The sequence below is a fragment of the Lysinibacillus sp. JNUCC-52 genome, assembly GCF_015999545.1.
In the GTDB taxonomy this organism is placed as follows: Bacteria; Bacillota; Bacilli; order Bacillales_A; family Planococcaceae; genus Lysinibacillus.
Window position 1 is genome coordinate 1,241,069 of sequence record NZ_CP065546.1, and the last position, 16,845, is coordinate 1,257,913.

The following is a 16,845-nucleotide window of genomic DNA, read 5'->3' on the forward strand; positions in this document are numbered from 1 at the left end:
AACTTCTAACTCAATCCGTTTAAGAACGCTTTTAAATTTCTCTTTTCTAACAACCCACAATTAACTATTGTGGGTTCTTCTTCAAAGTCATTAGTTTTAATAGCCATGTAAAGTAGGTATTTTTTACTTTTGATAGCATCCTTTTGGCCAAATTTTATATTTAGAACGCTCCCCCTTCTCAGTTAAACATATACAATTAATAACTCATAAATTACTAAAAAACGACGAGCTTGCATTAATAATAGTTGGCTGTTTAATAGTTTAAAAAATGCAATTCAAGTTAAATTTGAATTGCATTTTTTTATTAGAGAAGGATTCTATAGCGATAGCGGAACTACTTAACTGCTAAGAAGCGTAGTCACCACATCCAACTTTAGAAAAAGCTTAAGGGATAGTAATAGTACCTTACTTACTTAAATTATTAATCAATTAAATTGACGTATTCTAATGAGCGTTTTAAAATTTTTGCCATTTGAGCACGTGTTAAATTACTTTGTGGGTTTAAATAACCATTAGATCCCGTCATAATATCTAGTGCTTGCAGTTCTGAAACTGCTTGTTTAGCGTAGTCAAATACTTTATTAGCATCTTTATACGTTAAAGCACTTTCATCAACTGTTACTTTATATCCTTTATATTCCAGCATACGTAATATCATTGCAGCTGCTTGCTGACGTGTAATATTTGCTGTTGGGTTAAATGTCGTTGCATTGACACCTGTTACAATACCGACCTCTGCCAGTGCTTGTACCTCATGTTCATACCACTGACCTTTAACGTCCTTAAAAGCAGTAGCTTTAGCTGATTGAATATTTAAAGCTCTAGCAATCATCACTGCAAATTGTGCACGTGAGATATTTTTATTTGGGCTAAATGTTGTGGCTGTTGTACCTGTTGTAATGCCAGCTGCATATAAAGCTAAAATTTCATCCTTACTGAATACATTATCGATATCTACAAAAGGATTTTTGATAGTAGTATTAGGGTTATTAGGGTTATTTGTTTCTTCATCTAAAGCTGGCACATCAAAAGTAAAGAATAATGTGTACGCCCCATAACCTAAACTGCCTGAATCAATAAATATTTTCGTAATTCCATTGCTATCTTGAACTAATGGTAAACGAACAACTCGTACTTGATCCATTTTCTCACCAGTAGAACTAACCACTTCGATATTTTGTTGTTTACCATTTTCATCAATATATGCAAGTGTTTCAAAACCATACGCTTTACCAACTAGCGTCATTTCAATATAACGTTTACCGTCTATCGTCACTAGTTCAGCTTTCGTAAAGTATGGTGCTAAATAGTTTGTAATAAAATCAGCCATATTTCCGTTTGGATCAGCCACCATTTTATACGTAATTGACTGTCGATTATTCTTTTCAATTGTATTTGTATTTGTCGTCGTTGCTGTGACATTTGAAGAAATTGTCTTATCCTTCGTTACGGCCTCAAAAACAAGATTATCCAGTGTATCCGCTTCAAATGAAAGTGTTGTTGTTTTTGCAATTGCAACTGGTACTAATGAAGCTACTTGATTTGACCATTTCGCAAGTTCTTTACCATTCTGTTTAACAATAAAATTTTGTAAGTTATTTTCAATATTTAATGAAAGCGTAACCTTATATTTGTTATTTTCAAATACTGTTTTTGCTTTTTGTAGGAATACAGCTATCTCTTTTGCATTGTTAGCAAATTCAAATTTAGCTATCCCCTCTTGACTAAAGTTCCCAGTAGTACCTGTGTTTGTTCCGTTATTAGTCGAACTACCATTTGTAGAATTACCATTTGTTGAACCACTATTAGATGAACCACCTGTACTTGGGAATGATGTACTATCATTAATCTTTGAAAGTGACGCTTCATCAAATTTCAAAAGAACATTATAGTCATGATGATAGTTAAGATCGGCAATATCTACTTTTACCCACGCATTTTGAAGCGCAGTTAGACTTGATACTGTAAATTGCACTACGCGTATATCATTTGAATCGCTAATCGTACTAGGTGTTGCACCATTCACTGAAAATCCAGTAATCCATGAACTATTTTTTAATGTTAATTGAACCTGGTAAGAGGAACCATTTTTCACGACATATGCTTGATTATCTACATATGTGTTCATAATAGAACTACCAGTACCTGATTCATTTAAAAACGTAAAGTTTACTGTATACAGCCCATTAGTTGATTGTTCATTGTTTTCAGTGTTAGAATTGTTATTGCCACCGGTATTTGAATTATTATTGTTCTCCCCAGAACCTGATTCACTGCCGTTGGTATTTTCTTCTGAACTATTATCCTCTTGTTTAGCAATTTCACCTGTTAATAGTACTTTTTCAACTGTCGTACCCATTGTCGAAGCAGACCCATTTCGCTCAGTTGTTAACGTGAATGCTAAATTCTCTAACGAATCAACTGTAAATTTAATTACACTTTTCGTGCTTCCTGCTGCCCATTCTGCAACTGTTTTATTTCCTTGTTTTACAGAAAAGCCCTTCGTCGTATCATTTACAACTAAATTCATTGTTACAGCAATTTTATTGTCTGTTGTTTTTGTTGCATATGCTTGACCTAAAAGTGATGCGATTATTGTATGAGCTGGTGCACCAGCGCTGACAGGCGTTAGTCCAAAATCAATCACTTGATTGTTCGAGTTAAAATGCTCTGGTAAATAAACAATAGTTTCTTTTACGGATTTAAAATCAAATGTAAAAGGCGTTGCTGGATATTTGTCACCTGACATAATGACTGTTGCTTTTAAATCAGCATCTAACTTTACTTTGATAACACGTACTAATGAGTTACCTTCTCCTTCAGAGCTTGCGATTTCTACGTCTTCCCCATTTTCACTGCCTACTTTTAGTGTCGTAAATGCATATGTGTGACCTGTTAGTTTAATATATGCATATTTTTCTAACCCAGCAGTAGCTAAATCAGCATAGTTAATATAGCTTTTAAAATAAGTATCGTATGTCTTATTATTTGTTAAAAATGTGAAAGGAACGTTCTTTGTGATAACTTCTTCTGTGTTATCCCCTGGTTGTTCTGGTTGTCCTGGTTGTTCTGGTTGTTCTGGTTGTTCTGGTTGTTCTGGTTGTTCTGGTTGTTCTGGTTGTTCTGGTTGTTCTGGTTGTTCTGGTTGTTCTGGTGCTTCTTCACACACACGATTAACTTCCGTAACATCGGCAACTTTTAAATATACAATATAGTCATGATCATAATTTATCATCGGAATGTAAACATCGACCCATGCTTTTATTGTTTGCTCAAATTGGTCAACTACGAATGTGTAAATATCGTTACCATTACTATCTGTTGTTTTATTGATCGCTGCTTTTAATTCGCCACCTGATTCAACTTTAAAGTCCTGATACCAAGTTGTATTTGCTTGTGGCACCGTAATGTCTATTGTATATAGACCATTTTCTTGTTTAACAGTAGCTTCTTTTTGAACATAGCTATTCATCATTGAATCTGCTGTTTGTTGTTCATTAAGAATTTTGATATTTGCTGAATAGTTAACTGCACAACTTGGTACGGTATTTTCTTCCGCCCTTACTTCCATTCCAAAGCTCGGTAATATTGCACCTAACATCAGCACTACCATAGCTACATATTGCAAAAATTTCTTCAATACACTGACCTCCTGATTTTTCCAAATATTTTGACCTACCTTTGTTGTTTCTACCTCCTTTGTATTAAAAGATTTTTCTAATACTATCCCTTAACTCGAATAATTTTCATATCAATTAAAATTCATAAAAAAACATCTATTTATTACATGGATGTTTGATAGTATACTACTCTTTTAATTGATTATGATTCTCATTCTCATTCATTATAACCCACATACTATTATTGTCAAGAAAGTGCATATATGTTATGAGATAACTTTTTTGTTAATATTCTAAAAAAGTAAGGTCAAAGGAAAATATTAAGAGATGCACAATGTAGCTTATTAAGTAATTCATAATATGATATGTCTAAAAAACCCCTAAATTCTTACTGGCATCATATACGTACCAACACTTTCATGCTTTTGAATAATGACTTCTACACCATATACTTCTTTCATACGTTCCGCTGTTACTGTTTCTATAGGTGTGCCTTCATATAAAATTTTTCCGTCTTTCATCAAAATTATATGGTCACTATATTTTATTGCTTGATTAATATCATGCAACACCATGACAATTGTTAACGAATTTTCTTTGTTTAATTTCTTCACTAGCTCCATTAATTCGATTTGATAAAAAATATCTAAATATGTTGTTGGCTCATCTAAACATAGAATGGATGATTTTTGAGCAAGTGCCATTGCAATCCAAACACGCTGACGTTCACCACCTGACAAGGCATCCAATTTACTCGTACGTTTTTGTGTTAAATTGGTTGCTCCCAATGCCCAATTTACTGCCGCCTCATCCTCTTCCACATTTTTTTTCATCATTTGTTGATGAGGTACACGTCCATAAGCAACTAGTTTTTCAATTGTAATATCTTGCGGCACGATGTTTTGTTGATAAACAATCGCTAGTTTTTTCGCAAATTCCTTTGCCTTGTACGTCATAATATCTTTCTGTTCTAACGTTACTGATCCTTTTTGTGGCATATTATTACGGGAGATAACACTTAGTAATGTGGATTTCCCACAACCATTCGGGCCAATAATCGTGGTAATTTTTCCTTTTTCAATTGTTGTTGTAACTCCATCTAAATGATTTTTCTTCTGATCATAAGATAGTTCGATTTGAGATACTTTCAATGCACTCACCTCCCTTTACTTATCTTTTCGGATTAAGAATATTAAGAACGGCCCACCGATTATGGCCATTATTGTTGATGCTGGTACTTCTAACGGTGCAACCACTATTCTCCCTAACGTATCAGCAGTCAAAATCAGTAATGCACCAGCTATTGCTGAAAAAGGAATTAACCATTTATGGTCGGAACCTACTAATCTTCTTGAAATATGCGGAATTAATAACCCAACAAATGCAATAACACCTGCTGTAGCAGTTGAAATTGCCGCTAGTAATACCGCTATTGCTGCAATAATTAATCGTGCACGTGTCACATTAAAGCCTAAGCTCTTTGCTGTTTTGTCTTGTAAAGCCAATAAATTACACCACGAAGCTATTAGTAGGGAGGCGAGTAAGCCGATAACACCATAAAATGAAATTAAACGTACATCACTCCAAGTTCGCATTGACAAATTAGAGCTCCCTGCTCCACCAACCATTATATTCATGTAGCTACATAGCGTAACAAACGCTTCTGTTAGACCAGTAAACATCGCATTAATCGCAATACCTACTAAAATAATTTTCAAAGGATTTAAGCCTGATTTCCACGACAACATAAATACTAAAAAGCAAGCAAATGCTCCACCAAAAAAAGCCAATATTGGTGTGAAGAAAAACGTCATTGGGAATAATGTAATGACTAATAATTGTACAAATGACGCCCCTGCCGAAATACCGATTACACCTGCATCAGCTAATGGATTACGCATCACTGCCTGCAATAATACCCCAGCAACTGATAAGCCTGCTCCTGCAAAAATTGCGACGATAATCCGTGGAAACCGTAAATCTTTAATAACTGCGTAATTTGAATTATCTTCACCAAATATGGCTCTAATAAATTCCGCAATCTCCATTTTAATAGAGCCTGTGATTGCAGAATATATAATTACAACTAAAAGCAATATGCTTACAACTATAAAACTACTAATTTTTTTATTCATCTGAGTCCTCTACATTTCTCATTATGGATACATAATGTTAATCAGTTCTTCAAGTGCTTGAGGTACTGCAAGCGTTGCTGTTGTTCCAAATAAAGGTTCCTCTAAATCATATACACGTCCGTTTTTCACTGCATCAAAATGCTTCCATATATCATTTGTAGCAAATTCCTCATTAAACATTTCCACAACTTGATCGGGCAATCCATGTGCCAGACGAATAATAATATCTGGATTACTTTGTTGTAAAAACTCCGTATTAGACGGTAAATACTCAGGTTCTTGCCCGCTCATGACATTTTGACCTCCAGCCATTCTCACTAGGTCCCCAATATACGAATTTTCTGTTGCCACCAAATAGCTACCTGGAATACCAAGTAAAATTAAAACTTTAGGGGATTCTTTTGATTCTATTTGCATTCGAAGGGCCGCAATCTTTCCTTCCAGCTCTGACACTAACTTTGTTGCCACATCACTCCGATTATACTTTTTCCCTATTTCTAAAATGGCAGCTTTCATATTATCAATGCTCTGTAAATTTACATAGGAAGCATTAATACCAACCTCATCAAATATCTTTTTTAAATCTGTCTCCAACGTGGTTACTGAAAAGACCTCTGTTGGATTCAAAGATTTTACAATTTCCATATCTGGTGACATCGGACTACCAACCTCGGGTAAACCTTCATATCGTTTAGGTAAATCATAAACAGTCGTAGGAACAGCAACGACGTCTAAATTTAGTGCATCTAAAATGTGAGCAACTGCAACTGTCGTTGGAATAATTCGATTTTCATCTTGAGTCGTTGTATTATTTTCTTCTTTATCTTTTTCTACCGTATTTTCTTTTTCCTTATTTGAACTAGTACATGCTGAAAGAACGACAAAAATAATACATAGCGCCACAATATGTAACTTATTAAAATTAACTTTTGTAGCTTTTATCATGGTCATTCACTCCTTTTAAAAAGCACCCTACTCCTACCTTAGCGAAGTAGATGAGGGTGCTTCCGAAATATTTCAATTGATTTCTTCCTTCATTCGTTTTTTAAAATTAAATAAGATAAATCCACTAACACCGAACAATAAAAGTATACCTATTGGAAAAGCATCGCTTGTTTGAGGATTTGCTTCTTTTTCTTTTACTGTCGAAGTATTTGTTACTCCAGTATTAGCTTCTTTTTTAGTCGTGTTAGTGTTATTTTGCACTGTTGTAGCTGTTACTGCACTACCATCTTCATTTTTTAAAGACGCTGCATCCCACACAAAATCTACTGTATATTCATGGTGATAATTTAAGTCATCAATATCCACCTTCATCGTAACAGCCGTTTTTGATGTATAAGAAGGTAATGCAAATTGGACAATACGAGTATCCTCTGCCTTATTCTCGCTTACGACTTTATTACCGCCTGTACTCGATGCAAATTTCGTTATCCACGCACTTTTTTTCATCTTCAGTTGTACGACCGAAGTGCCATTTTGAACTATAATTGTCGCAGGCTTTAAAAAATAATCATTTGCAATGGAAGCAGATGAAGAATCTGGTTTATTCACTTGATAATTAATTGTGTATTTCCCATCTGCAAGTGCGGCAGACGCATCTAAATAAGGTGTTACAAAAATTGCTAATAATGCGATTAACATTACTGAAACTAACCTTTTGATAGTAAAACCTCCTTTCAATTGATAATCATTATCAACACTATGTAAATAAAAAGGGATATTAAATAATACCCCTTTTTATTCTGCGTGTTTGACATATTATTTAATGATAATGATAATCATTATCATTAAATAAATAATAATATGTATAAATTAAATTGTCAATACTAATATTAATTAACTTTTTATACATTATTTATTTCGAAGATGTATATTTCGAAGATGTAATGATTACGCGAAAAATATTGCAAGATAATAAGAAATACTCCTTTTAATCGACTTTTTATTTTCAAGTATTCATACTTCTAAAATGGAATCTGATTTTCGTTCAATGCAATTGTAAGTGATATAAAATAAAACGGTAGCCAAAGAAGTTCTCCCCAGCAACCGTTTATATTCTAAAACATTATTTTCTTTTTGATTTAACTACTATTATTAGCATAATCAATGCTAAAAAGATTGAAACTGGAACCAATTCATTATGTTTCTTCCAAATTACCAAATATACAATATATATATTTAATGAAAATATAATAATGAAAAAAACTATGAATAGATTTTGATTTTTCATTATAACACCCCGACTTATTTTATTAATCATTGAGGCGTAATATTATAAATTGTTGCCCAAGTCATATCTACAACAACACCACTACCTTTATTATTAGCATCTAAACGCTCTGAAAGAAGCCAGAAGTAACCCGAAGTCAAACCAGAAATAACTCCAGCAGCAACTAAAGGAGGGAACCAAAATCCAAGACCAGTAAGACCAGTAGCAGTTATAGTACCACCTGCTGCTATTGTACCTGCATCAGAACTCACTTTAGCAGTATCACAACTATTTAACTTTGTTTTATATCCCCACCAGAAATATTCAGGTGATCTAGTTACACCTTTACACCCTGCAAATCGTAAAAGTGTATTGCTTCGATAGTCATTGTTATTATTTGATAAATTGTGAATAGTTAAATCTGGCGATACACTAATAACATTCATTTCGACCTGTCGATTTAAAAAAATAAAATACTCTTGTTGACCTTTAATTAATACATTATCAATTCCTGCTTCAATAGCTGCGGTTTCATTAAGTACTAATAAGCCATCTTCAACATGCACGTAAGGTTCTATCGATAGAATATCCTCGAAAGTATATTCTTTAAAATCCTTTACATTATTATCATTTTCAATTACAAAATCCATTACAGAAGGCTCATAACCTCGAGCCAATGCTGTTGTTACAGTAGGGAGCAAAAAAATTGTTAATAATACTAAAATGAATATTTTACGCAATTTCAATTCCTCCATTCATGTAATAAAATTTAGAAAATATATTTTCTATAATTATTATAAAATTATTTACAGCATGAGAAAAGTTTATTTTTTTAAATATTCCGTGAAATGAATATATTCTATTTTTAGAATTTTTTTACATTAAATCATTGTATCCCCCCTGCCCATTCTGTTGTCTTTTCAGGGTACTGAATCTTGCAATTTAAACTAGGTATTAAACAAATCACAACGTGTTTTACTTACAGCTCTTAATAATGCATATAGGGATTTCCATAAAATGTTGACACTTTACTAACCAATGGTTATTATATAACCATTGGTTAGTAAATGTAGAAAGTAGGTCCTATAATGAAAAGTAAACACGCGGAAAGGTCTGAAGAAACAAAAAAGCAGATAGTCGAATCAGCAGGCAGGTTATTTTCCGAAAAAGGATACGATTCAGTGACAATACGAGCAATTGCGAAGGATGCAGGGTGTTCTCATACAACCATTTATCTTTACTTTAAAGATAAGGAAGAGTTATTACATCAGCTCTCTATGCCTCCTTTGCAAGAGCTACACAAACAATTTCTGTATCTTTCGGACGTAAGTACTTTATCTTCAGAAAGCAAATTAAAACAAATCAGTCTTAAATATATTCACTTTTGCCTACAGAATCGAAATTTGTATGATATTTTCTTCAATGCAAAGTCTACAAGAGTAGATCAAGAGGATCCAAAACTTGAGATTAATAGATTGCGAATTGAAATTTTTGAAATAATGAAAAAAATAATTCAGGAATGTCTTGCTATTTCAAATGAAGAACAATTATTAGCTTTTTCACGTATTTATTACTTCAACCTCAATGGCATTTTAAGCACTTATTCGTATCAACACGAAACGCTTAACGTTCTAATGGAAAGATTAACACCAACTTTTGATCTTGCAATTGAAATTCTTCTTTTAGGCTTTAAAGAAAAATTACAAAGGGGAAATGAAAATGAAAGCTGAAAAAATCTCTGAGCATATTTGGAGCCTAAAATCGTGGATGATTGTTCCGATTCATGTGTGGATAGTCATTGAGGAAGATGGGGTCACTTTAGTAGATGCAGGAATGCCGATGATGGCAAAAGGAATTATCAAATTTATAAAGCAATTGAATGCTGGGCCTTTACGTAGGATTCTGTTAACACATGGCCATTCAGATCATGTAGGTGCAATACAGAAAATATTATTGACTCAAAATAATGTACCTGTATACGCACACGATCTAGAAATACCTTATATGGAAGGTACAGTTCTTTATCCAAAAAGAAAGAAACTTGAATACAACTTGCCTAAACAATTAGCCCAACCTCTCACAAAGAGTGCAAATGGAAAGTTACAAACCATTGCGGGGCTAACACCATATTTAACACCTGGTCATTCTCCAGGACACGTTGTTTACTACCATGAAAACGATAAAGTACTGCTAGCAGGTGACCTTTTCAACTCCAAAAAAGGAAAGCTTCATCCACCAATGTTCACCCCCTATATGGATGAAGTATTACAGAGTAGTTTAATTGTAAAAGAATTAAAACCTGAGCGATTAGAAGTGTGTCATGGAAACACGGTATTTCGCCCTGCAGAACAACTAGCAGAATATATTCAAAAGGCGACAAAAAATTAGAGAGCTAGTATTGGAGAGAAGGAAAATGCCTCGAATTAGAGGCATTTTCCTTCTCTTTGTAGCTAATATTTTGCAGCTTCAGAAGATGGATTTAAAATGTCTTTTATTTGTTCTTCTGTCACATTATAATTGTAAAATTTAGTATAGTAATTTTTTATTTCTTCGGTCATATTATAGTCAAATATTTCTGGATGGTTATGCTGAGCCATCCATTTTAACATTAGTGGTGCATCTCCATTTGGTGGATACCAGCGATAAATACCTAGCGGCACTTTATATACTTGTTTATTTTTTACTGCTTTTAGCTGACTCCAATCTTGGCCATCAATCGTATTATTGAATAAGTCTTCTGGCTGTGTTTCAGTAAAGTTCGTTATATAGATAATATCTGGATCCCAGTTATATATTTGTTCCATATTGACTGCCTTAATACCTTGAACATCCGCTTCTGCAACATCTATACCACCCGTAGCTTTAATCCATCGATTGCCATGCATATTCGAGCCTGCTACCGATATTTCTTTATCGTTATGGTATTGAAGAATCATTACTCGAGGCATATCCTCTTTTTGTACATTGGCTAGTTTATCGTTAATTTCTTGTTGATTCTTTTTGCCTTCTTGAATGATTTGGTCGGGGCGATCTGTTGTCCCTGTGATTTCACCCGTTAATGTTAACCAACGATTTAAAATTTCTAATGGATCATCAGAATCTGCTGTTGCTTGAAGGGCAACTGTCGGAACCCCTGCTTCTTCTAATTTATTAATTGATTTTTCATCCGATGCAATCTCAAAATAGACTTCAGGATTCACTTTCATCAATTCTTCAATATTCACTTCCCCATTTTGAATAAAGGATGTATCTGCTTTCAATATATCAGGTGAAATATCTTTTAATATTGAATGAGACGCTGCATTATAAGAGTTTGGATGCATACCAACGATTTCTTGTGTAGAATTCGTTGCAATATACCATGTTGAGAAATATGGTAGGATGCCCCCTACTACAACACGGTCAGGATTCATTGGGATTGTTACTTTTCGATTTAGCTCGTCCTTAATAATTGCCTCTTCTTTCGTTTCCATTGTTTCATTTGATGCAGATTTATTTGCATTTTCTGACTGATTACAGCCGACTAATAACGCAGAAAGGGCTATAGCTGATAATGGGTATTTCCAATTCATTTGTTTACACTCCTAAAATCTTATATTAGACTTAATTGATAATGATTATCAATATCATTCTATACTCTACAGGATAGTAGTTCTAAGAGTCAACACCTTCTACTAATATTATATTTTTCTATTAATGCCCTCACCTAAAATTTTTTCAACATACCTTTAAAAGGAATATAATGGAGTGAAACATTAGTTGGAAAGAGTAAAAGCCCTCCTGTATGATGCATACATGTCAAAATAATTGACTCTACATCAAACAGAAGGACCCTATTTTTAATTTGTCCTATAGACGACTTAAAAGCTCAAAATCCACTGAGTGAAAAGTAGTTCGCAAATGACAATCCCTGTGCACAATCTGCTACTGCCCATTCGGTTTTCATTTCGATGTAGCTGCTTGAATTTCAAAGAAAGCCCAATGTTCTTTAGGAATATCGATAAAGATTTGTTCCTTTTCTTCAGTTGGTATTGGTCGGTTAAAAATTCGATTTAGTACCTTTACTGCCTGCGCACGTGTTAGATTCTCTTCCGGTCTAAATTGACCGTCGCCTGAGCCAACCATAATGCCCGTTGCGCTTATGCGGTCGATTTCTTTTACTGCCCAATGCGTAGACGCGACATCACTGTACGTTTCGCCATTCGCCGCTAGCTGACAGTACGGGTTATCTTTAGGTTCTTCTGCACATTGCTTATCGATCCACCTTACAGCAATAACCGCCATTTGGGCTCTCGTCATCATATCATTCGGTGCAAATGTACGATTCGAACGTCCTTGCATAATTCCTTGTGTCCGAATATACTCAATTTCGTTTTTTGCCCAAGTAGCAGCCGTATCCACATAAATGAGTTGAGATGCTACTGGTACATCATTATCACTCAAATTTCTTGCTAGCATTGCTGCCATTTGCGCACGTGTGACAAATGCATTCGGACGGAAAGTACCATCTGTGTAGCCTTGTATATATGAAGTAAATGTCCTATCTACCTCTTCTGGTTGTTGTTCTTCTTCCTGCCCTTGTTCTACATATAGTAAAGAGAAAGTTGAAAAATGCTGTACATCGAAGACAATACCTGTTTGTCCTTTCGAAAATTCTACAATACGCCCACGAATTAATTCGACTGTTCCGTTGCTATGCTCTACATATACCATAATTCGTTCTTGTTGAGCTGATGTTAGGTTTGCGGGTAGAGGCAATAACAATGTCACTGTACGATTTTGAAGGTTTGTGTCAATCGTTACTGGTTGACCGATGAGCTTTACATTCGCCCCATGACTTTGTTGTAAAACTAATTCTGCTTGTTTAGCCCGATCTTCGATAGCTTTTTGAAGTAGTGCATTCTTAATCGGCACAATTCGGAAATAAATATCGTCATTGAAATCATTCATTGACGCAAGCGGAACATCTATGTTGATTATTCCCATATCTATACCAAAATTAGATTTGCCTTCTACTAATCGTTTCGCAGCTTCTCGATCAAGTATGACCTTTGTTTCACTAGCTGGTTGTTCCATATCGGGAATTATAAGTCGAGTTCTCTTTTGTTCTTTGTTCGCTAATTTGCGAAGAAACTCGTTTGCGTTGGCAACAGTAAAATTCACTCTGTCTTGGAAACTACCGTTAATATTTACACGTGTTAATACTGTTTGTATAAGTACCTCATCTGGCATACTTGGGTCTATTACATTCACCATGAATTGATTATTTGGTTCAACAGGGTCTGGACTTGAGGTTGAGGTTCCTCCATCTGCTGGTACATCGTTTTTAGACCATATAGCATACAATAGTAGATTTCCTTTGGCCATTTGAAGCGTTTGTCCAGCTTTATACGTAACACCTTTGCCATCAGCCTTCGTATTCCATCCTACAAATGTATAGCCTGTTTTCCTTAAATTATCGGTATTTCCGAGTACTGTAATTGTTTCGTAACCTTTATACTGCTTAGAGTCTGTTGGCACTTTCCCTCCATCAGCTCCGTTACTGTCATACGTAACGGTGTATGTTGGTATTGCACTCGTCGTAAAACGCCAAGTAGTATTATTCGTAATTCCATCATACATATTTCCAGCTAAATCCTTAAATGCTCCTACATCAATTTGAATACTGTAAACGGTGTTATCGTCCAAATCCACTGTAGGATTTATTGTCACAGTTTCATTAGTGATCGAAACGTTTGCTTGTGAAATACCGATTGTTTCGATAATTTGATTAGTTGAAACATTTCGAATGAGAATGTTTTTACTAGCTACAGGTAAGATTTTTTCATTAAACTTTAACACGAGATTACCTGTAGGCAGCGCATTAGTTGCAAGGTGCGCTGGGTAATAGGTTGTTATTTCAGGAGCCTTTTTATCAAACTCCACCACTGCTCCTGTTGAAATCTCTGTAACCTGTGAGCTATCATTCCCCGCTAAATCTTGAACATCAATTGTAAAGTTAATAGGTCCATCTGTATCTACTGACTTTAGTGTATAGTTTGCTTGCCATGTTTTAGCATCGCCATCACCTTTATCACTTACATTTACTGTTTGTCCTAGAATCGTAACATTTGGTGATTGAATGTCCTCACTTGTCTCAATATCAATTGTAATAATATCGCCCACTTTAGCAACGGCATTGTTGGCATTGGTTGAAGTCATTGTCACCTTCTTTACAGTTGGCTTTATACTATCCACTATGACAAAGCTTCCATCCGTTACGTCCGTTACAGTTGTTGCCGAATTGCCTAGTAAATCTTTAAAGTTAATTGTAAAAGGTGCTGTACCTTCAATATCACCATTGGCTATAACATATGTCGCTTGCCAGTTCTTTGCATTTCCGCTTACAGTAGCTGTTTTTCCTGCAATGGTAACTGTTGGTGTTTGGATATTTTTATTTGTTTTTATTGCTAATATGATAGTGTCGCCTGCCTTAGCTTTTGTCGAATCGAAATTAGTCGATTTGATTGTCACCTCTATAGCTTGTGGCAGCGTTTTATCAATCACAAATGAAATCGTTGAGGTATTACCGGCCCTATCTGTTACAACCAACGTATAACTTCCAATTGACGATACAGTGCTGCCACTTGTAAATGAAGATCCATTCAAGGTAGCCGTTCCTTCATTAAAGCTAATGGTTACATCAGTGTTATAAATACCTCCATTTGTAACCCCTGATATGAATGGAGGCGTTGTATCTACCCCAATTGTATCTGAAAATGCATTCGATATATTACCTGCTGCATCTTTTAGTTGCATATATACGGTTTTACTACCATCCCCGCTTGATAATATCCAACTTTTCGTAGACACTTTTGACTCCCAACTGGACCAAGTAAAACCATCATTTGAAAAGCGCATATCTATCGCTTCTCCTTCTGTATCCGTTGCCGTCATGGTTAAAGTAACATTCGAAGAACTTGTATACGCTGCTCCATTATTAATTAGAATAGTACCTATAGGAGCGTGATTTTTAGTAATCTGGATAGTAAACTCCTTATCAGACGAGTTGCCTGCCTGATCCGTTACGCTTATCGTAATCCTATAACTATTTTTCGTATCATAAGTAAAAAGCGCATTTGTCTTTAATACATTGCCATCAATCGTAAAGAAATTTGTATCTCCAGACTTTAATGCATACCTGAATGTTTGTGCACTTCCTGAATCTGTTGCTGTCAATGTCCCTATAGGTGTCCCTATAGGCGCCTTTTCTTGGACTATCGTATTAGAAAGGTCAATATTAGTAGGCGGTGTAGCATCATAGAATATTTGTAAATCATTGGATGCTTTATTGAATGTACCACTACTGTTCGTCACAACCTTTTCAGGAATTTTAATTTTCACCGTTCCATCAGTAAGAGGTGATATTTGTGCCGTATATGTGGTACCACTTCCTGCCACAGACGTAACATTTCCATTTATTACATTTATATTGGAAGTTGTTAAGCCTGTCACTAGCTCACTGAAAACAATAGTTATAGAAATTGGATTGCTATTTGTTGGATTAGTTTGATTTGATGCTATTGTCACGGTTAGATGTGCATTAACGTTTAAAGTCATCGTATAGCTTGGACTAAAATTTAGACCATCACTTACCATAAATGTAAAAGATGATGCGGTGCTATTGTTGGTAATGTATTTTAATTTACCTGCATCTATGTCAACCTTACTAATCGTCATACCATTTGTAATTGCTTCGACAGCATCAAACTGTTCATTAAGATTGCTATCAACAAAGAGCTGCCCGCTATTTGGGATTGTAACGATTTGTATGGCTTGCATCGTATCTCCAGCATCTTCATCAGAAAATGCAAAAGAAGTACTATTAAATGTATACACTTGACCTTCATTTACATTTACGGTTCCATCACTCGATGTTGGAGGTTTATTTAATCCAACGGTTGTTACCTGTTGCATCGAATAAGCACTTTTATTGCCATCAGCATCTTTGACAATGACATTAAAATAATAGGTTGTATTGGCGGTAAGACCTATAACATTTATGGAAGTAATGTCTTTGGTATAACCGCTTCCTAAAACTGTACCATTCGATTCAATAGTACTAACCGTATCAATATTATTACTACTAGATTGATAGACACGGTACTGTAAATCCCCTTGAGTTGTTAGATCGTCAGATGCTTTAGCCCAGTCCAACTGTACGCCTGTTGCAGTAATATTTGAGGCTGTAATCGCATCATTTGTAACGATTGGTGGATTATTTGGGGTAGGAACATCAATTGTAAATTGAGTAAATGTTAAATCCCATATGCCCGCAGAAATAGTAGGTATATATAGTACATTCGCAGTAATGACAAATGAGTTAATGCCCTCTACATTTATCGGGATATCATAAATAGGGTCATGATTAGCAATTGTTTTAAAGGTTACGGGATTTCCCTTTGGATTTCCGGCTATATCATACCCTTGAATCGATAAGCCGAACACATCGTTTTCCGAATGTGTATATATCGTATCAATCGTTAATGATTTTAAATCGAAGATACCACCAGCAAAACCTTCTCCAGCAGAAATTTTAATTGATTTTGGTGGTGAATGTTCATCTGCATCAATATAATAACCTGCTGGATATGATGAACCATCACTATACTTTAATAAATCAAAACCATCATTACTAGGAATACCACTTACAATAAAGCCATTCGTTGTATCATTTAGCCAGGAAGCTTGCGTTAAATCTTGTGTACACTTTGGAAAATTCGGCGTATTGCAAGTTGCCGCCTCCACTTTTAACGGGGACATTAAGCTTATGCCCGTCAATTGGCTAAAAGTAATTAGCATTACACATAGTGTTATAATTAAAATCTTTTTCCCCATT

At 34.9% G+C, this 16,845-nt stretch carries 10 protein-coding genes; 2 read left to right on the forward strand and 8 right to left on the reverse strand.

Annotated elements, in window-relative coordinates; translation table 11 throughout:
• Positions 1–421: 421 nt before the first annotated feature.
• The 6 genes from JNUCC52_RS06505 to JNUCC52_RS06530 form a co-directional block, all read right to left on the reverse strand.
• Positions 422–3,640 carry an NEAT domain-containing protein gene (locus JNUCC52_RS06505; protein ID WP_337981725.1) on the reverse strand — a complete coding sequence of 1,073 codons (3,219 nt, stop codon included), beginning with the start codon at positions 3,638–3,640 and terminating at the stop codon, positions 422–424.
• Positions 3,641–4,000: 360 nt separating this feature from the next.
• Entirely contained in the window at positions 4,001–4,771 is a 771-nt protein-coding gene (locus JNUCC52_RS06510; protein ID WP_337981726.1) for an ABC transporter ATP-binding protein, read from the reverse strand.
• A gap of 15 nt (positions 4,772–4,786) precedes the next feature.
• A complete protein-coding gene (locus JNUCC52_RS06515) occupies positions 4,787–5,755 on the reverse strand; it encodes a FecCD family ABC transporter permease (protein ID WP_337981727.1) in 969 nt (322 codons plus the stop codon).
• Between the two features lie 21 nt (positions 5,756–5,776).
• On the reverse strand, positions 5,777–6,700 hold the full coding sequence (gene isdE, locus JNUCC52_RS06520; protein ID WP_173478367.1) for a heme ABC transporter substrate-binding protein IsdE: 924 nt from the start codon (positions 6,698–6,700) through the stop codon (positions 5,777–5,779).
• A 72-nt stretch (positions 6,701–6,772) separates the two neighbouring features.
• Entirely contained in the window at positions 6,773–7,399 is a 627-nt protein-coding gene (gene isdC, locus JNUCC52_RS06525; protein WP_337981728.1) for a heme uptake protein IsdC, read from the reverse strand.
• A 615-nt stretch (positions 7,400–8,014) separates the two neighbouring features.
• Complete coding sequence (locus JNUCC52_RS06530) at positions 8,015–8,707, reverse strand: hypothetical protein (protein ID WP_337981729.1); 693 nt, start codon at positions 8,705–8,707, stop codon at positions 8,015–8,017.
• Between the two features lie 348 nt (positions 8,708–9,055).
• Here JNUCC52_RS06530 and JNUCC52_RS06535 point away from each other — a divergent pair, with 348 nt between their 5' ends.
• Positions 9,056–9,697 carry a TetR/AcrR family transcriptional regulator gene (locus JNUCC52_RS06535; RefSeq protein ID WP_173478365.1) on the forward strand — a complete coding sequence of 214 codons (642 nt, stop codon included), beginning with the start codon at positions 9,056–9,058 and terminating at the stop codon, positions 9,695–9,697.
• Positions 9,687–10,355, forward strand: coding sequence for an MBL fold metallo-hydrolase (locus JNUCC52_RS06540; protein ID WP_173478364.1), 669 nt, complete (start codon positions 9,687–9,689; stop codon positions 10,353–10,355). The genes JNUCC52_RS06535 and JNUCC52_RS06540 overlap by 11 nt, the downstream gene beginning before the upstream one ends.
• A 62-nt stretch (positions 10,356–10,417) precedes the next feature.
• On the opposite strand, the gene JNUCC52_RS06545 is transcribed toward JNUCC52_RS06540, so the two are convergent.
• Positions 10,418–11,539 (reverse strand): ABC transporter substrate-binding protein, encoded by a 1,122-nt coding sequence (locus JNUCC52_RS06545; RefSeq protein ID WP_337981730.1) that lies wholly within the window; start codon positions 11,537–11,539, stop codon positions 10,418–10,420.
• A 370-nt stretch (positions 11,540–11,909) separates the two neighbouring features.
• Positions 11,910–16,844 carry an S-layer homology domain-containing protein gene (locus tag JNUCC52_RS06550; protein ID WP_337981731.1) on the reverse strand — a complete coding sequence of 1,645 codons (4,935 nt, stop codon included), beginning with the start codon at positions 16,842–16,844 and terminating at the stop codon, positions 11,910–11,912.
• Position 16,845: the final 1 nt, after the last annotated feature.